The sequence below is a fragment of the Halocatena salina genome, assembly GCF_023115355.1.
Lineage (GTDB): Archaea > Halobacteriota > Halobacteria > Halobacteriales > Haloarculaceae > Halocatena > Halocatena salina.
On sequence record NZ_CP096019.1, the window covers coordinates 372,435 to 394,571 of the forward strand.

Consider the following 22,137-nt stretch of genomic DNA (forward strand, 5'->3'; position numbering starts at 1 on the left):
ATCGTGTATCTAATTGTATCTGCTTAATGGTTGGTACTGTACGGGATGGAGAACCGCTACCGTGTGGATCGAACGGTTCATAGCGAGATCATTTATTAGTACGTAAACAACGCGAAATCGACGACGTTCTCGCGTTCGATACTGATTTTAACGGGGTCGTTACTCGATACGATACGCTCGATTACGTGTGACCTCTCTTTGTGATGGTTAGTACCATTCCTTCTCGATGAACTGGTCTGCGAGACTGAACGCACCTCGAGCAGCGGCCGTCTCGGGGTCTTCGGGCGCGATCACGTTGACCTTGTGTTGGAGTTCCTCGCCGAGCCGGCGTTCGAACGTTTCGGGTAACCCCGGAACCGCGGCCATCCCACCGGTGAGAGCGATCGGTTCGTTGAGAACGTGTTTGTATACTTTCGTGTGATCGGTGGCCAGCTGTGGGAGGAACTCGTTTGCGATCGCGTCGACAGCGTCGTCGACGTACCGGTCGAGTGCGTCCATCACGCTGCGTTCGATGGTGAACTCGTGGGTCCCTCCGCCGGGTTGCTGGATAACGTCGGTAAACGGCCGAAAGTCGTTGAAATCACCGTGTTCCTCCTTATACTCTCTCGCCGTGGTCCCATCGATGTGGACCCGGCCTTGGGTCTCTTCCTCGACGTTGGTAGCGATCCATCGGTCGACTTCGTTTCCAGCGATCGATCCCGTCGTGAACCGCGATAGCTGTTTTCCATGGCGGTATGCACACGCACCGATGTTCGTCGATCCCATATTGATCGATATAAAAACGCGCCCGATCGCTGTCAGTTCCGAGCCGAACGCGGGAATCGATCCACACAACGACTCCGGATAGCCCCGGATGAGCCGACCACCGATAGCGGTCCGTTCGATCACGTCGGTCAGGTTCCGCAATCCGGTTTCGTTGTTGATCGCCGGAATGGCGTACACTGCAACGCTGTTCGTCGGAAGGTCGTTCTCATCGACGATCTGCTCGAAAAACGTCGCCGTGGCCGCCGCCCGATCATCGTCCTCGGGGAGTCCCGTCCGCAGCATGAACTCCACCCGCTCGGGATATTCGTACGCCGCTTTCTCACCGTAGATGACCTGCGTCGTTCCCGACAGGACATCCTCGTATTGGGCCAAACAGGTGAGTGTTGCGTGGGTCTCGATCCCCGACTCGTCCGGTCGAGCGATGACGGTTCGCGTACTCCCGATCTTGATCCCGATCGGAACTGGACCGTCTCGATCTCCCCGGACAGGCGGTGTCTCCCCAAGCATACGTCTCTCTTTCAAAGGCAGACGGATAAACGATCACAGATCGATCGTGGATCAGGCATCGACGTGGCCTTTGAGTCGATGAACACGTTGGTATAGCTGCCGTAGCAACTGGAGCGGGAACGATTCGTTGAGACGGTAGTCGGTACGTCCGTTCCGGATCGCTTCGGCGACTGCTTTGGGAGTGGATTTCTCGGTGTCAACCCGCGTGTACGCCCGTCCGACTTCGAAGGGGTAATGGGCGTCACTACCACCGATGAGAGGTGTGTCGTCCGCTTCAGACAGCTGTTGGATCTGATCGATCGGTACGGAGCGCTTACCGTTGACTTCGTAGGCATCGAACGGCAAATCAAGATCACGAACCACGCTGTTCCGAAACGGATGAGCTACGATCGCTGCACAGTCTCGGGCGTGTGCGATATCGATGGTTTCCTCCGGCGTGAGTGCTCCCGGCGTCGTTCGCGTGGGAGGGTCCGGTCCGATCACCAGCATGTGACCGGCGCTCGTCGACACCTCAACCCCCGGAATGAGGGTTACTCCCCTCGTATCGATGTCGAGACAGCTGTAGTAGTCGTGGTTGGTCACTGCGACGGCGTCGAGTCCACGCCACTGTGCGAACGCCACTAACAGACGCGCGCCGACCGGGTCGTAGCTGGTCGGACCGCTGAACGCGTGGAAAAACCGGGTGTGGGTGTGAAGATCTACTGTAATCATTGTGTAGACGCCATGATCGGCCTGGCAGGCGGTCTGAAATGGTCGAATCCACTGATGTGTGAAATGCACGTGATAGATGGGGGCCCGTTCACCATGGTTCAATGAAATCGACAGTGCATTCCCGGCGTGTGATAACAGTGTGTCTTTCTCGCCCAAAGGGTTTCTTTCCTGCGGAGACGAACCACGTCTATTTGTAGATGGAACACCAACAGTCAGTAATTATCGCGTATGGGCCGTTTTAACGCCGGAATCGAATCGTGCGAACGATCGACCGTGGCAAACAGCATTTGATATCCACCAATACGACAGTATGAAGGATGAACACATCGATTCGGGCGATGACTCGTCGACGGCCGTTTCTCCCGACAACGATCGATGGTGGATCGTACTCAATCCCTCAAGTGGGACGGGAAATCACGTTGAGGAGGTTCGGTCGTACGCGGCTGATCGAGGACATACGGTTATCGAAACGGAAGCGGCGGGTGATGCGGTCGAACTGGGGAAAGAAGCCGCCCGCGAAAACATCTCTCGGCTCGCCGCGTGTGGTGGGGATGGGACGATACACCAGGTCGTCGATGGGTACGATCGGGCTGGATCCCTCTCCGATGTAACGTTCGGCGTGCTTCCTGCTGGCACTGGGAACAACTTCGCGCAGAATCTCGGCGTGGAAACCATCGAACGGGCGTTCGAGCTGCTCGAAACAGGTGAGCGTCGACGGATCGACGTTGGAGTCGCCGATGGTGAACTGTTCACGAACTCCTGTATCGCGGGTATCACAGCACAGACAAGCTCCGAAACAAGTTCAGAACTCAAAGAACGGTTCGGAACGCTCGCGTACGTCCTCACCGGAATACGACAAGCAGCCGAGTTCGACCCGCTTCACGTAGAGATCGATACTGGGGCCACCGCTCCGGAGTCCACGTGGCAGGGAGAGGCGCTCTGTATCCTCATCGGGAACGCCCGGCGGTTCGTGGGCAACGGCGGACAAGCAAACGCAGAGGACGGTCTCTTCGAGGTGCTGATCGTCGAAGAGATGCCGACGAACGACCTCCTCACCGAAGCCGCGATACAGCGGTGGTTCGGAGAAACGACCGAACATATGCTGCGTTTTACGTCCGATCATCTAGAGATAACGAATCAACAGGACACCGAGGTCGAGTTCAGTCTCGATGGAGAGATACGTTCTCATCAGAAGCTGTCGCTGAATATCCGCCCGCGGGAGTTGGAGATCGTCGTGGGACCGGAGTACGCCCCAGAGCCGGACTGACATCCTCCCGCCCTAAAGGGCGAGGCTTTCTTCTCGTACTTCTGTAACCACACCGACAGCGAAGGCACACCCCGGTCACAGACGAACTGTTTTGTAGGATGAACAGCAGGGAAGACGTACATGGGAACTGATTCCGACGGTCCAACCGGTGCAACGCTCTCGTATCGCAAGATCCTCGAACGGGAGATGGAAAGCGCGCTCAAAGAGATGGATCGGCCGGTGCTGGGGACGTTCATCTCTGGGTTCTCTGCGGGGCTCAACCTGAGCTTCGGTGCGTTGTTCATGGCGATGGTGCTGACATTTTCCGGTGGGTTTGGCTCAGAACTCACGAAACAGGTCGTCCTCGCTGGTGTCTCTTCGATCCCGTTTCTGTTCGTGGTTATCGGACAAACTGAACTGTTTACCGCCCATTCGACGATGGCGGTCCTCCCCGTTTTCGATGGGCGCGCGTCGATTTCCGATCTGGGACGCATTTGGAGCGTGACGTACGTCTCGAATCTGGTTGGGTGTGGTGCATTCGTCGCCCTGATCGTCGCTATCGGTGATCCGATGGGTATCGCCGAGCCTGCGGCGTTCGGCTCGCTTGCTGGGGCGTTAGTAGGGCTTCCGTGGTGGGTCATCGTGCTCTCGGGAGTCATTGCCGGGTGGTTGATGGGATTGGCGACGTGGCTCTCAGCCGCCAGCCGCGACACGATCGGCCGCATCATCTTTGTGTTACTCACCACTGCAGCCATCGGATTCGGCCCGTTTCACCACGCTATCCTCGGCACGACAGAGGTGCTCTCAGCAGTGGCGCTCGGCACGGGCGTCACGCTCGAAGCGTTCGGACTCTTCTTGTTGTGTACGACGATCGGAAACATAATCGGCGGGACCGTTTTCGTGGGCCTGATCAATTACGGCCACATCGCTCTGGCAGGCGAGCAGAAAGACGTCGAATTCGAAGCGAAAGAGATGGACGATTCCTGATTCGAGGGGTATATCTTCGCTGGCGTGTTTTCGCCCGGTAATGCACGATTTCATCGTTGTGGGTGCGGGACCTGCCGGTTCGCGGTTTGCCCGCAGCGCGGCCGAGCGAAACCACGACGTGCTCGTGTTCGAACACGGGGAGATCGGTCGACCCCTCGCCTGTTCTGGACACGTTAGCACAGACATCTGGGAGTACGTTCCTGCGGACGCCCGGGATGAACTCTTTCAAAACGAGATCCGGGGTGCACGGTTTCATATCGGCGGGCCGGAAACGGACGGTGAGCCGTTCTACAAGGACGAACCGGTCTCGAACGCCATCGACCGGGTGGGGCTGGATAAAACGCTCGCGCGCATGGCCGACCGAGCCGGCGCGGATGTCCGTGATCAGCACACCGTGACAGCCCTCGAAGAGCACCGCGACCACGTCACAGTGACAGTGAACGGTCCAGACGGAACCGAGCGCCACGACGCGCGAATGGTTGCAGGCTGTGACGGTCCTCGGTCACGGGTACGCCGGGAGTGTGATCTGCCCCAACCCGAGGAGTTCCTCCATGGGGTGTTGGCGTTCGATTCGACACCCGACCACGAAGCGTTCGTGGACGTTCATCTCACCGTTCCGGAGTTTTTCGCGTGGCGCATTCCACGCGGCGAAGCGGGGGTCGAGTACGGGTTGGCGGTCGCTCCGGACAGCGACGTGTCGGGGCGCTTTTCCTCGTTCTGTGATGCCTACGGCGTCGATGTCTCACACCGTTGTTCGGGGGCGATCCCGATCGGTCCACCGCGCCGAGTGATCGGCCGACGCAGCTTCCTCATTGGCGATGCAGCCGGCCAGACCAAACCGTTCACCGGCGGCGGTATCTTGTATGGCATGCGCGCCGCCGACCATGCTGCCCGCGAGATCGATCCGACTCGTCCCGGAACGCTCGGTGAGTACGAACGCGCGTGGCGAGACGACCTCAGCACCGAGATCCGTCTCGGGCATTGGGTTCGGCGTGCGTATTCGCTCCCGTCTGCCGTCCAGTCAGCCGGGTTAGACGCTCTATCTGGCGAAATCGGTGTTCATATGGATCGACCGTCGACGTTGTTCTCACGCGAACAGTTACGAGCTGTGCTCTCTGCTTCCGAACGGTAAGCTCGTCACTCCGATTGCCACTCCGCCGGCCGAAACCGTGGATATTAGCCGTGAAATTCTATACCCTAGAGTATGGTCAAGATAAGCGTAGAGATACCAGAAGAACTGCTCGACGATCTCGACGAACACGTCGGGGAAGACGGGAAGTTCGTCAACCGGAGCGATGCCATTCGGGCGTCGGTCCGGAAGACGCTCGATCTGCTCGACGAGATCGACGAGCGACACGGTCGATTGGAGACGGATGAGTGAAGATCGCCCCCAAGACAGCACACGGGCACCTGATTCGCTCGTACTGTCCGTTTCCGCGCTCGTGTTGGTGTCACTGTTCATCACGGCACTCGTCACCGCTCAGCTGACGGCCGCGAAGGTGATCGAGTTCACCCTTCCGGTAGCGATACCGGTCGCTGGTAGCTCGCTCGCCATGCCCGGTGCAGCGCTGGCCTACGCGCTCACGTTTTTCGCCTCGGACTGCATCACGGAGCTGTACGGCAAGCGATCGGCCCAGATGGTGGTGAACGTCGGATTTTTCATGAACATCGTGTTGCTAGCACTCGTCTGGAGCACGATCTGGGCCCCCTCAGCCCAAACCAACGCCGTCGATCCCGATGCCTTCCAGACGGTACTTGGCGCGAGCACGAACATCGTTCTCGGAAGTCTCACAGCCTATCTCCTCAGTCAAAATTGGGATGTAATCGTGTTTCACCGGCTGCGAGAAGCGACCGGCGGCGCGCAGCTCTGGCTTCGCAACATCGGCTCAACCGCAACAAGCCAGCTGATCGATACGGTCGTCTTCGTCGGGATCGGGTTCGTGATCGCCCCCGTTCTGTTGGACACCGGCGCACCGCTCTCGTGGGGTGCTGTCGCTCCGCTCGTCGTGGGACAGTACCTGCTGAAACTCCTCATCGCGCTGCTGGATACGCCGTTCGTGTACGTGGTCGTGGGGTTCGTTCGATCGAACCGATCGAAAACCGCGGTGACGGCCTGAGAAGCGTCATTCGATTCGCTCGGCGAAGCCGAAATTCGGCTTCACGTCTGTGACGACCACCCGGACGGTTTCTCCCGCCTCGGTGTCGGGAACAAACAGGGTGTAGCCGTCGACCTTGGCGATGCCGTCGCCTTCGTGACCGGTGTCGACGATCTCGACGGTGGTCTCGACACCAGCTTCGAGCGGGACCGTGATGTGACCTTTGCCGACCAGATACAGCTCAGAAGACTCATCACGGGAAGCGTCGGGGTGGACGGCACGGACGTATTTGAACTCCGATTCGATCTCCGCTCGGAACGCTGCCAGATCGGAGCCATCGAACACCTTCACGACGAAATCTCCACCGGGAGCTAACACTGCCATCGCTGTGTCGAACGCCTGCCGGGCAAGATGGATCGAACGCGCGTGGTCGAGGGAGTACTCTCCGGTCATATTCGGTGCCATGTCCGAGAGAACGACATCGGCCACGCCATCTCCCGTGGATTCCTCGATCCGATCTGCAACCCGTTCACGGGTTTCATCGTCGGTCATATCGCCCCTGATCGTCTGTACGCCGTCGATCGGGTCGATGCGTTGGCGATCGACGCCCACCACCGTCCCCTCCTCGCCGACGCGCTCAGTGGCAACCTGAAGCCATCCTCCCGGAGCCGCCCCGAGGTCGACCACCGTCGCACTCTCGTTGAGCAACGTTGTCGCCTCGTCGAGCTGTTTGAGCTTGTACGCCGCGCGCGAACGGTAGCCTTCCTGTTTGGCCTTATTGTAGTATTGATCTCGGTGACTCATGGTCTCACTACGTGCTGCCTGTTTCTGTTCAGTGCGAACACTGCAGACGACGCCTCGGTCATACCGAGAGTGAGGCGGTCGACCCGGAAAGGCACACCGGATGGTCCGCACACGCCCGATAGATATATCGATTGAGAATTCAATCGATGAATATCAGGTTAATTACCATGATATCCACTCGAGTGCTCCGCTACTGAACGGTCGTCCCACCGCGTCATACACGGTCTCCATCCACACTATGACAAGTATTCCAAACGTCTATCATCCATTGTTTAGACAAAGGAGTCGAGAACATCCGGATGAACTGCGAAACGGTCCAGGGTGGTGCTGGCACCCCAAACTGGTGTTCTCCCAGAGAAGAGAACGAAGTTCGATACAACTTCTTCATCGAAAGCGGCTCCGTCTCGGTCGGCCTGAACAAGCCGTAGGCTTTCCGACGCTCTCGGGCGGTTTTCGTGTATCTCAAGGAGTGCAAACGATCCGAGTGAGGAGACGCTTTTGTCCACCGACGCCGGGTAACTGCCGTTAGCGAACGCCCTCCAACCACGAGCTGTTCAACGGATTTCATTTCGAGCCTGTTATAGTCGTCACGGCCTACTGTCTTGGCAGTGATTCGTGCTGCGTTGAACTTTCCACCGTCGGGGAACGACGGCTCAAAGGCGGTCGTCATCGGAGGCGTCCTGTTCGGCGTGCTCGGAGCTGTAGGTGCCGGAACGACAGTGTTGCTCGAAACGCGACTTTTCGATTTCGGGCCGCGTTTTCTTGCTGGAGAGAGCGCGTGGCGTCAGTCTTCCCCTCTCCTCGGTGGGGCTGTCGTCTGCTATGCTGTCATATCTCTGATTCTGCGAGGCTATGACATCGCCGTCTTGCGTGCCGTCGTCAGAAGCGACGAACCCACTGCGCCGGTATTTCGTCTGAGTGCCGTCTTCGATGGGATCAGAGCGACCGTAATCCTCCTGGGGTATTTCGTGCCATCGCTCGCGTTGGGAATCGTCGGTCTCTCTCTTCGACGACCGACTGGACAAGGACTGCACTGGGTACTCAACGCGATGGGTGCGGTAACGCTTCTGCTCGGACTGTTCGCACTCATCGTCGCCGCGTATCTCCTGCCCGCAGCCACAGCTTTGTTCGCTACCCGACGGTCGATCCGGGCAGCGTTCGATCACGTCGCACTCCGGTCCTGTGTCGTTACGGAGGATTACGTCGTTGGCTGGGTGATCGCAGGCTTGCTTCGGATCGTCCTGCTTCCCATCACGATCGCGTTACAGACGCTGCTCATCGGCTTTTTCCTCCGGTTTTACCTGCGCGTCTCCGTCCAGTATCTGTATGGACTGTCGGTTTCGAACGCGTTCGAAACCGAGACAGGACACCACTGAGTGCCACGAATTGTTCCGGATCACACCTCGTTTGTGACTGTGTCACGTGCCAGTTTATTATATCCTCGCGGTCGAAACCGTACACCATGCCGATGAAGGGGTCCGACTTGACGGAGCTACGAGAGATCGATAGGCGAGAAGACGGTGTTGGATGGATCGCCTATCCGGACGAGCGGATGCAGCGCGCGAGCCATGCACTCGTAGACCGGGCGGAAAACGACGGTGACACCGGAACCAGACAGGATGGTGTTTGGTTGGTCGATCCCGTCGATGCTGACGATCTCGATGAACTGCTCGAGGGATTTGGCGACGTCCTCGGCACGGTTGTGTTGCTTGATAGGCACAAACGCGATGCTGCAGCGATCGCTCGTCGTCACGATGTTGCGGTGCACCGGCCGACGTGGATGAATTCGATCGATGAAGCGATCGATGCACCGATACGTGCGCTGGGCACAACACTCGGTGGAACGGGCTACCGCGTTCGAAAACGACTAGATCTCCCGATCTGGAAAGAAGCGGTGCTGTATCGCCCCGACGATGGGAGTCTCCTCGTACCGGAATCTCTCGGAACGGTCGATTATTTCTGTGCACCCGATGAGCACCTCGGGGTGCATCCGATGCTTCGACTGACGCCGCCAAGCGGTCTCGGCGGACTCGCGGTCGAACGTCTGTTGGTCGGGCACGGTTCCGGGATCACCGACGACACCCAACAAGCGCTCCGGAACGCGATCCGTAGCTCGCGCTCGCGCGCTCCATCGCTCTGCGTGAAATTGCTCCGTGAACGGTTTAGCTGACAGCATCGTCAGGATACACTCCATCCCACCCGACAAGTTATCCAGTTACACACCCAACAGTCGGTGTGCGCTACATCACTCGTGGACTCGCGTCGGTACTGCTCGATTTCGCCCGCGAGCAAGATCCCGAGCAAGTGTCGATCGATCTGACGGTGACGCGCGCAGGGATACTTACGGGTGCCGAATCACTCTCGGCCGAGACGCCGGTATTCACCCACTTCTACCACCCGAGCACCGGTGAATCGGTAACTGCCGTCTTCGGCATGGATCTCGGCATGCCACGCTCACAGGGCCGGTTCGTCTCTCATCCGGACGGCGGACGCGAACTTTCCTTGGAGGACGATCTCCACGAAGTGGTGTTTCTGGCGATCCCGCCGTGGAACGAGATCACTGCGTTCGACCGGAGTGGCAGCTCGCTTCCGGTGACCGTCATCGATGCTGAACCACCGACTGAATCAATCGTGTAGGTAACCGAGATCCTGCAACTGACGGGCGATTTCCTCGAACTCAGCTTCCGAAAGGTTTCCCGAACGTTGGTGTTGGATGACGATGCTTCGGAGAAGGAACCGAACGAGATCGCTCGTACTCGAAAAGCTCGTTCCCTCGATCGTGTCCTCGACGCGGTCGGCGAGATCTTTCGGGATGGAAACCGTTGTGTAGTCCGTCATACGTATGTTCAATCAATCCAATCGGATATACCCTCTCCCTCGCTGGAACGTACCACCAACCATCTGAACGGTATGTGTGGACAGACATCACGGAGCAGGGAGTAGCTTTTCAACGCAGGGGAACATACCGTAGCTAATGAAAGCTCCACCACCCCAAGACAACGGCGTCGGTGATGGGCAGGATATGATCGCGTTCGGCATCGCTGCGCTCGATTCGTACCTCTCCGACGCCGACGTATCGTTTCCAACGGACAAACGAACCCTCAGAGAGACCCTCGGGCACATCGAGGTACCTTACAACGCCACTGGGAATACGATACAGTTAGACACAGCACTGGATCACACGCCAACTCGAGAGTTTGAAACCAAACAGGAACTGTTGAACGAGCTTCATCCAGTGTTCGAGCGGTACCGCCAAGAGGAAGGCAATCAACTCCTCGATCGGATCCGGTCGGTCTTTCCGTTGTGATCAGTTCTCAGCGTCGATCGTCGTGGTCTCTTCAGGTGTTTCGTCCGTCGTTTCGCTCGCTTCTTCCGTGGTGTCGGTCGATTCTTGACGGAGCTGTGTTGCCAGCGCTTGGACTTGTCGAGTGTGTTCTCGGTTCACGGCAACCACCATATCGGACAGCACACCGAACATGAACAGTTGGACGCCGAGAAGGATTGCGAACGCCGAGACCACAGCGAGCGCTTCGTGAGAAATGTGGCGGACGAACCATTCGTATCCCACGAACACGCCGACACCGCTGCCAAACAGGATACTCAATCCACCGACACTCCCGAAGTAAAACAGGGGATTGTTCCTCCGAGCCAGACTGTACAGCGCGTGAATGATCCGGCCACCGTCCCGGATCGGATCGAGGTTCGTCTCCGAATCGGAAGGTCGAGGAGCGTATTCGATCGGAACGACAGTGGTCGGAATCCGATGTTTGACTGCTGCGACCGCCAACTCGGTTTCGATGGTGAATCCATCGGCAGACAGCCTGATCTGTTCGAGCGAATCACGGGTGAACGCCCGGTATCCACTGAGAATATCGCCGAAATCGCGCCCGTGAATCATCGTGAACGCACTGTTGATGAGCCGGTTTCCAAACTGGTTGAGTCGGCTCATCGCTTCGTCGTCCAACTGGGCCAATCGATTCCCGATGACGTGCTCGGCGCGTCCGTCGAACAGTGGTTCGAGGAGTCGGTCGGCGTCGGCGGGATCGTAAGTCGAATCGCCATCGATCAACACGATGTACTTGGTGTCGATGTATTCGAGTCCTTCCCGAACCGCTTGCCCCTTCCCAGAACGGCGTTGCTCGATGACGCGTGCGCCGTGAGCGGCAGCGACCGTCTGAGTGTCGTCGGTCGATCCGCCGTCGATCACGAGAACGTTCGTGTACCCTCGATCGATGAAGCCGTCGACGACCGATCCGATCGTCGGGGCCTCATTGAACGTCGGTATGAGCACACACACGTCATCGAAAGCCATCGATAGCTTACTACTGGCTTGTCCACAAAAACCCCATCGTCTCCCGTCGATCAGTCTAGTTGGCCATCCATGGCGCCGAGTAGTTCGATGAAGACGGGGAACGCTTTGCCTCGAGTGATAGTGTCCCGGTCGTGGCGCTTGAGAACGTTCTCGTCTGCAAGATGAGGAATGTCCCGCTGGCGAACCGCTTGGTAGGCGTGGCGATACGTTTGGTGATTTACCTTATGGAGCGGAAGATCTTGCTCAACGGCCGCACACACGCGCGCAAGCTCTGACGTTTCCACGGCGGCGTCGGGAGGAAGCTGCCCCATATACCGAATCATCGTCCGACGACGGAAGTTGATAATCGATTCGAACACCGCTGTATCGTCGGGCAGCGATCGAAGTGACTCCGTGTGGATCGTCAACTCACCCGTCATTGGAAATCACCCACCAGACGAAGCAACGTATGCAGCCATCCTTGTTTAATAAATACGTTATTAGTATCTCCAATCATGATATAACAATAGTACTCCATGATAAATAATCTTTCACTCTGACAATTATATCGATAGTGAAATTAACGTGAGGTACACCGTCAGTTCGAGCAGTATCGGGAGCCGAAACGAGGGACGGACACCGGAACATCAATGTTGCCAATGACCACACATTATGATATTGACGGTAGCGCGCTTGATAACGCTGAAGTGTACACTCGTCCGAGTAGCGGTTAATGCAACAAGAAACGGAATCGGCTCAGCTCACGTTCGAAGATCTGAGCGTCGTGATGGGAACGTACAACGAAGAGGAGTCGATTGGAGTCGTCCTTGAGGACATCGAGCGGGTAACCGACGGCGATGCGGAGATCATCTGTGTCGACGGTTCGAGCGATCGCACGCCCGAGATCGCCCGAGAACACGGGGCAACCGTCATCGAGCAAAAGCCGCAAGGATACGGTGTAGCCGTTCGGGAGGCCGTTTTGAGCGCGAACCGACCGGTGGTCGTCACGACTGATTGCGATGACACGTATCCGATGGAGGCACTTGGCGATTTCCTCTCGTTGATCAATGAGGGATACGACGTGGTTAGTGGTGACCGACTGTACCACGGGGCTGAGAAGATGCCCGCGTTCAATCGGTTTGGAAACGCAGCGTTCGCACTGCTCGCCAGCGGGTTGATGGGTGAACGTGTCCACGACACGACGACGGGAATGCGCGCCTACCGACGAGAAGTCGTCCAACAGATCAAGTGGACCGAAAACACCGGGCTTTCCGCAGAGCTGCTCATTCGACCGTTGATGCGGGGTTACAACGTCCGTGAACGACCGATCACGTACCGCGAACGTCGTGGCGAAACCAAACTCGACCCGATCGAGGGCGGGCTGGCGATCGCCAAATCCATCGTGAAAGTGTGTTTACAAGAGCGACTGCGATGAGCGACAGAACGGACGACGCTCTTTGCAGGCAGACGTTCGGGCCGCGCGGTGCGTAGCTCGTTTTCGATCCGTTCACGAACGAGGACGGAACCCTCGCCTCCCGAGCGAGCGAAAGAGGACTGGTTACCCGCTGGTTCCAGTTCGGTTGTCGGAACTCTCAGTGTACGTCGTGTTCATAGCAGCGCCTCCGGGGTATTTCTCTCCCGGAATGTACGTTCCCTTGTGTCCACAGTAGCGCGCATCATCACATATTTTCCGTTCGTTGGGCCACAGGATGCGGGTGTTGGTAGCGTTCGGATCGACGTCCACCTGATACCAGTAGGTGAGAATGTCGCCGTTGGGTCGATCGAAGGTGATCGCCAGCGTCACCCTGGTAGACCCGTTGATCCCGATCGATGTGGACGATAACCCCTGTGACGTCGAGGGGGCAAGGGCTGCACCGTTCAAGGGAGGTTCCCGTTCGTACTCGTCCGATCGCTGCGCAACGGCCATCTCGTTGATGGAATCGAGGGTAGCGTGTGTCCCGTTGATCGACCATGTGACGTCGAACGAACCGTTGATCGTCCGCTCCGTTTCGTTGACCGGAGGCTCCCAGACAACCCGATCGTTTCCGGTCCTGATCTGAACGGACGACACCTCTCCGACCGGGGTGACGGTCGTGGTGAGCTGGTGAGAACTATCGTTGTGTACGGTCAGTGGATGGAGATGAGGAGTAACGACGCCGGGCCACTGCCCGCGGTACGTGAATCGATAGGGGGTTCGATTGGAATAGGCATCGAGCGTAAGGAAGTTCAGACCGGGCCCTCGGTCCTGGGCGTACAACACCGGTCCCTTCTCAAGCGATCCACCGTTTCGAAGCTGTTGGAACGGGTGGGACAGCCACGGTCCGTATGTGGTCGGCATCAAAACGAGCGCGTTCTCGAACGTCCGATTCTCGAACGGCGCGGCCACGGACCGTTGCTGTTCGGTAGTAGACGCGTGTTTTTCGATGGCTGTGTCCATCCGGCTGTACTCCGCGCTTGCACCGACCAACGCAGAGATAGCCATCAGCACAAGGAACAAGACACGTATCTGCTGTGAGGAAAACTGTCGTGAAAGGTGCGATCGAAGGGTTCGACCGAGCCAAAGCATGCCGGCGCTTCCGAACACCGACAGTGGTAAGACGAGATCAAAGTGATAGAACGGACCGAACCGGCTCATGAAGCCGTCAGTGGGGTTAGCAACGGCTCCAAGCGTGTTGAACGTTCCCCAAAAGTAGATGTTACCGAGTAGGATCGACAGGCCGGTTCCGAGCAGTATAATCCCGAGCGTGCGATCGGACAGTCGGGCTGTCCGACGCTGTCGATAACCGAGCACGAACGCGAACACACCGATCGCCGCGAGGAGCGAACCGAGCGGCGGTGCAGCCGTCCACCGTGTGAACAGCTCGGCGATGAGATGTTTGTTCGCCCGCCACGCCAGTTCGATCGTGTATTCGATCTCGCGGCCGCGCAGCTTCCGGTCACCAAAGCCCAGCCCATCCAACGGGGCGAACGCCTGATATGGAAACACGAGCGCGTCCCCGGTCATCACGTGGTTGTACGCCAGCGCAACCCCGACACCAACGATCCCGAGGACGCCGATGATCGCTTCCCGTTGGATCGTCGGCGTCCAAAACGAGCGCTGGTAGAGATCCTGTCCGACAACGGTTGCGGCGTGAACGACGAACGGAAAGGCGAACAGCACCGCCGTGTACGATCGAGAGAAAAACGCAAGCCCGATAGCGATTCCCGCGAGCACCGCGTACCGCTTGCTCTCCCGACGGAACATACGGACGTATCCGAGGGCGAACAGCAGGTTCAACAGCGTCGTGGGTGCGTACGCCATAAACGTCGCGGAGATAAACAGGAAAAACGGCGTTATGAGGGCGAACCCCGCGGCGAGAATGCCCGTTTGACGATCGAACACCTCGCTAGCGAGCGTACCGACGAGTGCGATGTTGCCCGCCGCGATCAGGCCGAGTATTATCCGAGGCATCCCAACCATGACGCCCGGGGCGTACATGAGCGCGGCAACCGGTGTATACTTGGGGTAGAGGCGCTGTCCATCCTGGACGAAAAACCACGGCCGGACGGCGTCCGGAACCACGCTCGTGAGCCAGAGATTACCTTCGAGGAGCATCGCAGCCTGCTGAAGATAGACGCCTTCGTCGTGGTTCGAAGACAAATACGGAAGCAAATCGTGAGCAATGAGAAACACCACGATCCCGCCAAGCACGGACAGAGCAGCGATACCGACGCGAAACGCCCGCTTAGATTCCATCCTCGCCTCCCACGTTACCGTACTGCTCATTGCTGGCGCTGTCCGTCTCACCGAAGTCGGCAGGTACGAATGAATCGTTCTGTATCAGATACGTATCCATTGGATCGATGACAGTCGTGACTCCACTCCGAATCGAAATCGATGAACGACCCTATTGGGTCCAACCCACGTTCGAGTCGATCAATCGTCAGTCGCGGTAACGCTTGCGCGCGGATGCTCGGAGAGCGGCGTCAACTCGTCGAGACAGTCGAGCCACTCGTGCATGTACTCTCCGACGTAGACGAGGAAGTCGTCGTTGTTGTACTCGCCGTCGTGTTGGACGAGGGCGGACGCCATGGCGTCGAACGCCTCCGCGTAGGTGCTCGCGTCGTCTCCGACCGCATCGACGATCTCCCAGACGTGCTCGTTGAGTTCGAGCGCGGGAACCTCGTTGTTGAGATCGTCGAACGTCGAGCGCGCCGCCTTGTTGTGTTCACACAGCGGGTAGCCGTTGTACACCTGTTTGCCGAGAATGTCACATGCCCGCTTCAAGAAGACGCCGCTCCAGATGTCGTCGAATCGACCGACATCCCACGGATTGTCATCCATCGGAAGCTGGTAGAACGCAGGGACGACTTCGCGGCGAAACGCGAGATTCATCGAGCAGACGGTGAGATACTGTCCCGATTGGGCTACGAAGTCCCCGTCGAAGTCTGCCATCGACGTGCGGGTTTGGGCCTGACCTTGTAGATCACCATCCATCAGGATGCGAACGGCGTCGAGGTCGGGAACGTTCGTCCAGAGACCCTGCGAGGCGACGACGCTGTCAACGTGTTCGGTGTCCGTCTCCACCGATTCATCCATCGCGCTGTAGGGGTACCCCCGCGGATACAACCCGTGATCGTCGAAGTTCTGATAGAGAACGTTCACCCACTGTTTCTCGGAGGCAACACTCTCGATCTCTCCTTCGAACGCGATGTTTTCGAAATGACGCCCGAAGAAGTCGAATTCCTCGTGGGGCAGCGTGTCATCGTCGATGAAAAAGCCGTACTCGTACTCCGAATTCGCCCACATGTACAGCAGACCGAAACTCGTCTCGGCGTGGCTGGCAGCGGGGACGAGATGGGAGTACTCGCTGATATCGTGGCTGTCATACCACGACTCGCGGCGTGAGCCGTCAAAGACCGCACCGGCGACGTCCTCTTCTGCAAGCATCGACTCCATCTCATCCGTGTCGCAGAAATCTTCTGTGACTAACAAGAAAAACAGCCGGTCGAGATCGAAACCGTGCTCGCGGGCGTTTGCAACGTACGCTCGCACACATTCATACTCCCTAATTGTCGGGATAATAACACACGTGTCTACAGTCATTCCGTATCAACCCCTACCTAGGATATCCAAAAGTAGCTGTTGGTTGCGATCGAAGAATCATCTCTATCTTACGAGTTAGTATTTCCATAATCCTATAGATGATTGTATTACGATATTCGGATGCGCGTAGAACATACGCTTATTATGGGCGATGTTGTAGGGAGAAATGTGAGACAACGATGAAGGAGTTTATCCAACTGAATGTGTTTATAGAAAGAACAAAACGGCGGGGATGCGAGCGATCAACGCCACACGTATAAAAAATATTAAGGTTATAACGGAGCAAATTCAGATACCATGTCGTTGGAAGAGAAGACGTGTGTGGTAACCGGTGCCTCCAGAGGTATCGGACGAGGAATCGCCGAGGAGTTAGGCCGTGCTGGAGGAGACGTTGTGGTCAACTACCACACGTCCGAAGCACAGGCACACGATGTCGTCGACGCTATCGAGGAATCTGGTGGTAACGCGATCGCCGTTCAGGGCAACGTCTCCGAAATCGATGAAATGGAGGCGATGTGCGAGACGACTCGACGGGTGTTCGGACCGGCGGAAGTGGTTGTGAACAACGCTGGGATCACGGCCGATCAGACGTTCGATAACATGACGACCGAAGAGTGGCAGTCGGTCGTTTCGGTCAATCTCAACGGCGCGTTCAACTGCATCAAGGCGTATTTCGATGATGTGTACAACGCCGATACGGGACGAGTGATCAACGTTTCGTCGATGGTCGGTTTGAAAGGCAACTACGGGCAAGCCAACTATGCGGCCGCAAAAAGCGGACTGTTCGGACTTACCCGCACTCTGGCCCTCGAAATGTCCAAATCAGGGACAACCGTTAATTGCATTGCTCCCGGATTCACCAAAACTGATATGCTCGAAGATGTCCCTAAAGAGATCCAAGAGTCTATTCTGGATCAGATTCCATTGAATCGGTTCGCAGAACCGAAAGATATCGCTGGACTCGTCCGGTATCTCGCAGGGTCTCGTTCCGGCTACATGACCGGGCAGATCCTTCCGATCACCGGTGGCATGGAGTGGTAAACCGATGAGTAACGAACTGACGCCCACTCACAAAGCAGACGTGAGCGAATCGGAGTGGGAAGCGATCGAGGAGTTGCGTCGTCGTCGTGAACGGTCGCGTGAAGGTGGCGGAAAAGATCGGATCGAATCCCAGCACGAAAAGGGCAAGATGACCGCCTACGAGCGGATCGAATACTTGCTTGATCCCGGAACGTTCCGGGAGATCGCGCCGTTTTCCGAACACCGGTGTACGGAGTTCGGAATGGACGACAAGCAGTTTCCCGGCGATGCGGTGGTGACGGGATACGGTGAGATCCACGGCCGTAAGACGTTCGTGTTCGCGCACGATTTCACGGTGCTCGGTGGATCGGTGGGTGAGGTCGTCGCCGACAAGATCTGCCGCGTGATGGATCAGGCTGTGGACGCAGGCGTGCCCGTCATCGGACTGAACGACTCCGGTGGTGCGCGCATTCAGGAAGGAGTCGATTCACTCGGTGGATTTGCTCGGATTTTCAAGCGGAACACCGATGCCAGCGGTGTGATTCCGCAGATCTCATGTATCATGGGTCCCTGTGCGGGTGGAGCAACCTACTCGCCCGCGCTCACCGATTTCACGTTCATGGTCGATCAGACCAGCCACATGATGATCACCGGCCCGGACGTGATAGAGACCGTCACGGGCGAACAGATCTCGATGGCCGAACTCGGTGGTGCGACGGCTCATACGAACAAAAGCGGCGTCGCACACATGGGGTACCGAACTGAGACCGACGCGCTGGATGGGATCCGTCGGCTGCTGTCGTATCTCCCACAAAACAACATGGAAGATCCGCCTACGCTTGATCCGTGGGACGATCCCGATCGGACCTGTGATCGGCTGACTGAGATCGTTCCGACGGATGCGAAAAAGCCCTACGACATGAACGACGCGATCGGTGAAATCGTCGACGAAGGGTCGTTTTTCGAGGTTCACGATCGATTTGCTCGAAGTATCGTCGTGGGATTCGCCCGCCTGGACGGACAGGCGGTCGGGGTCGTCGCCAATCAGCCCCGTGCGATGGCGGGCACGATCGACATCGACGCCAGCGCGAAGGCCGCCAGATTCGTCCGCTTCTGTGATTCGTACAACCTCCCGATCATCACCCTTGTCGACACGCCCGGCTTCCTGCCCGGCACCGACCAGGAACACAACGGAATCATCCGCCATGGAGCAAAGCTGATCTACGCGTACGCGGAAGCGACCGTCCCGTTGCTCACGGTCATCACCCGGAAAGCCTACGGCGGCGCGTACATCGTCATGGGATCGAAGGAGCTAGGAGCCGACCGAACCTACGCGTGGCCCACCGCCGAGCTGGCAGTGCTCGGACCGAAAGGCGCGGTCAACATCCTCTACCGGAAGGAACTCGCGGCCGCAGACGACACCGACACCAAACGCGAAGCCTTGATCGAGGAGTATCGCGAGGAATTCGCCAATCCTTATAAACCTGCCGAGCGGGGATACATCGACAACGTGATCGAACCGCAGGTGACTCGCAGGCGACTCATCGACGACCTTGATCTCCTCAATACCAAACGTGGAGAAACACATCCCAAAGATCACGGTAATATTCCACTGTAATGGCACTCAACACGCACACAGATTCTACTTCAAACAGCGCACAAACTATGTCAAAAACGGATGCATCAACGACGGGGACGCCCGAGAACGGGGCAGCTGATTCCGATCTCGGGTCGGAGCACAGTTCGACGACCACGGCCACGACCACGACCATGGAAACGGAAAACGATCGTGAGAAAGGCAACGGGCACAGGCGTCTGATCGATATCCCTTCGAACGCGACCGACGGAGAGGCTGCGGCGCTTACAGCGTGTTTGAGCGCGTATCTCCGCGAACAGCGCGCGGCCGCAGCCACCGACGATGGACAGGACGACGTGCTGGCTGATGGCTGGTCGCTTGCGAGTCGGTATGACTGTGATACGTACGCTGATTTACCACGGTCGGTGACTCGCGGCGAGGAATGGAAGATGGCCGGACGGACCGGGAGGTGGCGGTAAGATGCGAGACGTCGCCGTCATCGGCGCGTCGATGTCGAAGTTCGGTCAGCGCGAGGCGTGGCTTCAGGAACTCCTCGCACAGGCCGGAACTGCCTGTTTACGGGATGGGAACGTCGATCCGGAGGAGATCGAACACCTGTACGTCTCGAACATGGCCAGCGGCGAGTTCGAAGGACAGACGGGCGCATCGAACGCGCTGGCCCACGATATTGGCGTACTACCAGCATTCACACAGCGCGTCGACCAGACGTCGTCCTCTGGCGGTGCAGGCATCTACACCGCCTGGCAGTCGATCGCCTCGGGAACGAGCGACATGACGCTGCTGGTCGGCGGGGAGAAAATGACCCACCGCTCGACGTCGGAAACGACCGACATCATCGCCTCGGTAACCCATCCCGTCGAGTACAAACACGGCGTGACGCTGCCGAGTTTCGCAGGCTTGACCGCCCGGCTGTATCTGGATACGTACGATGCGCCACGGGAAAGCCTCGCCACGGTGGCAGTGAAAAATCATAGAAACGGTGTTGACAATCCACACGCCCAGTTCCGAAAGGAAGTCGACACCGAAACTGTACTCAACTCGCCGATCGTGGCCGATCCGCTTCGGCTGTACGACTTCTGTCCAATAACTGATGGAAGTTCGGCGCTGTTGTTCTGCCCGCTCGAAGACGCAGCCCAGTACACAGAGGACTACGTTTCTATTGCGGGCATCGGTGGCGCGACGGACACACACGTCGTTCACGAGCGGACGGATCCGACAACGATGGGAGGCGTCGTCGAGAGCGGACAACAGGCCTACGAGATGAGCGACTACTACCCCGAAGACATCGACGTGGCCGAGTTACACGATATGTTTACCATTCTAGAGTTCCTTCAATCAGAGGGGTTGGGCTTTTTCGATCCGGGGCAGGCGTGGAAGGCCACCCAAAACGGAGAGACTGCCAGTGACGGGCAGCTCCCGATCAACACGTCCGGCGGACTCAAATCGAAAGGGCACCCTCTCGGTGCGACGGGGGTCGCACAGGGGTATGAGATATACAAACAGCTCATCGACGACGCAGGACCGCGGCAGGTCGAGGCGGATGTCGGGCTGGCCTGTAACGTCGGTGGGTTTGGCAACTGCGTCACGACCGTGATCATGGAGGACGAACGATGAGCGAACGAAACGCACTAACGGCAACCCGATATGCGGACGGCACTATCAGCTATCCCGGCCATCCGGTCGGCCCGAATGGGAGCGAACCAGTCGACACCATCGATCTGAGCGAACACACGGCGACGGTGGTGACGTGGACGACCAGCACTGCAACGCCGCCCGGAGTGCGCGAACCGAACCATCTGGCGATCGTCGAGTTCGACATCGACGGGCAGTCGGTTCGCGCGATCGGCCAGCTCACGGACGATGACGTGGAGATCAACGACACCGTTCGACCTGTGTACACAGAACAACTCCGCGAACCCGGTGTGGGTATCCGTGAACCCGAGAGCCAAGAATGGGATGGTTACCGGTTCGAGCCGGTGGAGTAATTTTTCCGATCAGGTAAAAGACGGCATCACTTCTTCGGCGACGACCTCACAGAACGCCGTCTGGTCGGGACTCGAACTCTGAAAGACGATGTGATCGAAGCCACACTCGACGTACTCTTCGGTGACAGCGAGCAGATCCTCGGGATCTGTGGTGATGACGAACGCATCTTTCAGCACCTCGGTACTGAGGAGATCACCGTGGGCTTGGAGGTAGCGTGGATCGGCAACGTTCTGTTCGAACACCATCGGGAGCAGCGTGAGCCGCCAGGGGAGACACGGCTCAACGGCTTGCTGTTCGGTTTGGGCGTACGAACAGTGGATATGAACCGTCTTTTCGACGTCGGTGAGCGACTCGTTTCGGTCGGATTTCTCGACACCGCGTTCGACGGCGGGAAACAGCTCTTCGGTGACTGTTTCCGTGTCTTCATACACGGTGACGAACCCATCACCCAGATCACCGGCCATTCTAGCGGTGGTCGGGCCCCCTCCTGCGATGTGAATCGGTGGGGCATCGTTCGGCCCGGTGTAGAGGTTCGCTCCGTCAAGCGACCAGAACTGTCCGTCGTAATCGACGAACTCCTCTTCGAACAGCGTGCGGATGATCCGGATCGCTTCGGCGGTCCGGCGGGCGCGCTCGCCGTAGGCGGGCCACGGATTCCCAAGCGGGCGCTCGTTCAGCGCTTCTCCCGTTCCGATGCCGAGAAACACCCGATCGGAAGCCAATTCGAGCAGTGTTGCGAGCCTGTGAGCGACGTTCGCGGGGTGGTACCGGTTGAGGATCGCCGTCACCCCTGTTCCGATTTCGATTTCGTCGGTTCGCTCGAGGGCTGCTGGCAGCCACGACCAGCAGTTGCCACCGTTTGCAGGCGTTCCATCCGAGTGATGGTCGAACCACGGATGAAAGTGATCGTTGACCCAAACGCTGTCGAACCCGGTCTGTTCTGCGAGAACTGCCTGTTCAAGACACTCCGTTGGGGAGAACTCTTCGAGTGACGCGAAATAGCCAAAGCGAGTCATCGTACGCTCAGTCTCGTCGGGCAGT

General features: G+C 57.9%; 24 protein-coding genes. 15 read left to right on the forward strand and 9 right to left on the reverse strand.

Annotation, left to right across the window (positions count from 1 at the left end; translation table 11 throughout):
* Nucleotides 1–207: 207 nt before the first annotated feature.
* Nucleotides 208–1,272 (reverse strand): actin-like salactin, encoded by a 1,065-nt coding sequence (locus MW046_RS01905; RefSeq protein WP_247993882.1) that lies wholly within the window; start codon nt 1,270–1,272, stop codon nt 208–210.
* Nucleotides 1,273–1,323: 51 nt separating this feature from the next.
* Complete coding sequence (locus tag MW046_RS01910) at nt 1,324–1,983, reverse strand: CehA/McbA family metallohydrolase (protein WP_247993883.1); 660 nt, start codon at nt 1,981–1,983, stop codon at nt 1,324–1,326.
* Between the two features lie 310 nt (nt 1,984–2,293).
* Between MW046_RS01910 and MW046_RS01915 the strand changes: the two genes are divergently transcribed.
* From MW046_RS01915 to MW046_RS01935, 5 genes are all read left to right on the forward strand, one after another.
* Nucleotides 2,294–3,250, forward strand: a complete 957-nt coding sequence (locus MW046_RS01915) for a diacylglycerol/lipid kinase family protein (protein WP_247993884.1) — start codon at nt 2,294–2,296, stop codon at nt 3,248–3,250.
* A 120-nt stretch (nt 3,251–3,370) separates the two neighbouring features.
* On the forward strand, nt 3,371–4,216 hold the full coding sequence (locus MW046_RS01920; protein ID WP_247993885.1) for a formate/nitrite transporter family protein: 846 nt from the start codon (nt 3,371–3,373) through the stop codon (nt 4,214–4,216).
* 40 nt (nt 4,217–4,256) lie between these two features.
* Nucleotides 4,257–5,348, forward strand: a complete 1,092-nt coding sequence (locus tag MW046_RS01925; protein WP_247993886.1) for a geranylgeranyl reductase family protein — start codon at nt 4,257–4,259, stop codon at nt 5,346–5,348.
* Nucleotides 5,349–5,420: 72 nt separating this feature from the next.
* Complete coding sequence (locus MW046_RS01930; RefSeq protein ID WP_247993887.1) at nt 5,421–5,597, forward strand: ribbon-helix-helix domain-containing protein; 177 nt, start codon at nt 5,421–5,423, stop codon at nt 5,595–5,597.
* Nucleotides 5,590–6,333, forward strand: coding sequence for a queuosine precursor transporter (locus MW046_RS01935; RefSeq protein ID WP_247993888.1), 744 nt, complete (start codon nt 5,590–5,592; stop codon nt 6,331–6,333). The genes MW046_RS01930 and MW046_RS01935 overlap by 8 nt, the downstream gene beginning before the upstream one ends.
* 6 nt (nt 6,334–6,339) lie before the next feature.
* On the opposite strand, the gene MW046_RS01940 is transcribed toward MW046_RS01935, so the two are convergent.
* Nucleotides 6,340–7,116: a 23S rRNA (uridine(2552)-2'-O)-methyltransferase gene (locus MW046_RS01940; RefSeq protein ID WP_247993889.1), complete on the reverse strand. Its 777-nt coding sequence runs from the start codon at nt 7,114–7,116 to the stop codon at nt 6,340–6,342.
* A 623-nt stretch (nt 7,117–7,739) separates the two neighbouring features.
* Between MW046_RS01940 and MW046_RS01945 the strand changes: the two genes are divergently transcribed.
* The 3 genes from MW046_RS01945 (at nt 7,740) to MW046_RS01955 (ending at nt 9,753) form a co-directional block, all read left to right on the forward strand.
* A complete protein-coding gene (locus MW046_RS01945; RefSeq protein WP_247993890.1) occupies nt 7,740–8,492 on the forward strand; it encodes a DUF4013 domain-containing protein in 753 nt (250 codons plus the stop codon).
* Between the two features lie 86 nt (nt 8,493–8,578).
* Nucleotides 8,579–9,286: a hypothetical protein gene (locus MW046_RS01950; protein ID WP_247993891.1), complete on the forward strand. Its 708-nt coding sequence runs from the start codon at nt 8,579–8,581 to the stop codon at nt 9,284–9,286.
* A gap of 65 nt (nt 9,287–9,351) precedes the next feature.
* The gene (locus MW046_RS01955) at nt 9,352–9,753 is read left to right on the forward strand and encodes a JAB/MPN domain protein-containing protein (protein ID WP_247993892.1); all 402 of its coding nucleotides are present in this window, start codon (nt 9,352–9,354) and stop codon (nt 9,751–9,753) included.
* Here the strand turns inward: MW046_RS01955 and MW046_RS01960 are convergent.
* Nucleotides 9,742–9,954 (reverse strand): ribbon-helix-helix domain-containing protein, encoded by a 213-nt coding sequence (locus tag MW046_RS01960; RefSeq protein WP_124955293.1) that lies wholly within the window; start codon nt 9,952–9,954, stop codon nt 9,742–9,744. The two genes, MW046_RS01955 and MW046_RS01960, sit on opposite strands and share 12 nt — an antisense overlap.
* A 136-nt stretch (nt 9,955–10,090) precedes the next feature.
* Between MW046_RS01960 and MW046_RS01965 the strand changes: the two genes are divergently transcribed.
* On the forward strand, nt 10,091–10,423 hold the full coding sequence (locus MW046_RS01965) for a hypothetical protein (RefSeq protein ID WP_247993893.1): 333 nt from the start codon (nt 10,091–10,093) through the stop codon (nt 10,421–10,423).
* Here MW046_RS01965 and aglJ read toward each other — a convergent pair whose 3' ends face one another.
* Both aglJ and MW046_RS01975 read right to left on the reverse strand, forming a co-directional pair.
* Nucleotides 10,424–11,428: an S-layer glycoprotein N-glycosyltransferase AglJ gene (gene aglJ / locus MW046_RS01970; RefSeq protein WP_247993894.1), complete on the reverse strand. Its 1,005-nt coding sequence runs from the start codon at nt 11,426–11,428 to the stop codon at nt 10,424–10,426. It abuts the gene before it with no gap.
* Nucleotides 11,429–11,478: 50 nt separating this feature from the next.
* Nucleotides 11,479–11,847, reverse strand: a complete 369-nt coding sequence (locus MW046_RS01975; protein ID WP_247993895.1) for a DUF7344 domain-containing protein — start codon at nt 11,845–11,847, stop codon at nt 11,479–11,481.
* 293 nt (nt 11,848–12,140) lie between these two features.
* On the opposite strand from MW046_RS01975, the gene MW046_RS01980 reads away from it, so the two are divergent.
* Nucleotides 12,141–12,842, forward strand: coding sequence for a dolichyl-phosphate hexose transferase (locus MW046_RS01980; protein WP_247993896.1), 702 nt, complete (start codon nt 12,141–12,143; stop codon nt 12,840–12,842).
* Nucleotides 12,843–12,965: 123 nt separating this feature from the next.
* Here the strand turns inward: MW046_RS01980 and MW046_RS01985 are convergent, their stop codons facing one another.
* Together MW046_RS01985 and MW046_RS01990 are read right to left on the reverse strand one after the other, a co-directional pair.
* Complete coding sequence (locus tag MW046_RS01985) at nt 12,966–15,173, reverse strand: DUF7846 domain-containing protein (protein ID WP_247993897.1); 2,208 nt, start codon at nt 15,171–15,173, stop codon at nt 12,966–12,968.
* Between the two features lie 150 nt (nt 15,174–15,323).
* Entirely contained in the window at nt 15,324–16,493 is a 1,170-nt protein-coding gene (locus MW046_RS01990; protein WP_247993898.1) for an alpha-1 4-glucan-protein synthase, read from the reverse strand.
* A 297-nt stretch (nt 16,494–16,790) separates the two neighbouring features.
* Here MW046_RS01990 and fabG point away from each other — a divergent pair, with 297 nt between their 5' ends.
* Genes fabG through MW046_RS02015 form a run of 5 tightly spaced genes read left to right on the forward strand, consistent with a single transcriptional unit; the run spans nt 16,791 to nt 21,095 of the window.
* The gene (fabG, locus tag MW046_RS01995) at nt 16,791–17,534 is read left to right on the forward strand and encodes a 3-oxoacyl-ACP reductase FabG (RefSeq protein WP_247993899.1); all 744 of its coding nucleotides are present in this window, start codon (nt 16,791–16,793) and stop codon (nt 17,532–17,534) included.
* Nucleotides 17,535–17,538: 4 nt separating this feature from the next.
* The gene (locus MW046_RS02000; protein WP_247993900.1) at nt 17,539–19,131 is read left to right on the forward strand and encodes an acyl-CoA carboxylase subunit beta; all 1,593 of its coding nucleotides are present in this window, start codon (nt 17,539–17,541) and stop codon (nt 19,129–19,131) included.
* A gap of 47 nt (nt 19,132–19,178) precedes the next feature.
* A complete protein-coding gene (locus MW046_RS02005; protein WP_247993901.1) occupies nt 19,179–19,568 on the forward strand; it encodes a DUF8022 family protein in 390 nt (129 codons plus the stop codon).
* 1 nt (nt 19,569) lies between these two features.
* Nucleotides 19,570–20,724, forward strand: a complete 1,155-nt coding sequence (locus MW046_RS02010) for a thiolase family protein (protein ID WP_247993902.1) — start codon at nt 19,570–19,572, stop codon at nt 20,722–20,724.
* Nucleotides 20,721–21,095 (forward strand): OB-fold domain-containing protein, encoded by a 375-nt coding sequence (locus MW046_RS02015; protein WP_247993903.1) that lies wholly within the window; start codon nt 20,721–20,723, stop codon nt 21,093–21,095. The genes MW046_RS02010 and MW046_RS02015 overlap by 4 nt, the downstream gene beginning before the upstream one ends.
* A gap of 9 nt (nt 21,096–21,104) precedes the next feature.
* Here the strand turns inward: MW046_RS02015 and MW046_RS02020 are convergent, their stop codons facing one another.
* Nucleotides 21,105–22,112 carry a TIGR03557 family F420-dependent LLM class oxidoreductase gene (locus MW046_RS02020; RefSeq protein WP_247993904.1) on the reverse strand — a complete coding sequence of 336 codons (1,008 nt, stop codon included), beginning with the start codon at nt 22,110–22,112 and terminating at the stop codon, nt 21,105–21,107.
* Between the last annotated feature and the right edge of the window lie 25 nt (nt 22,113–22,137).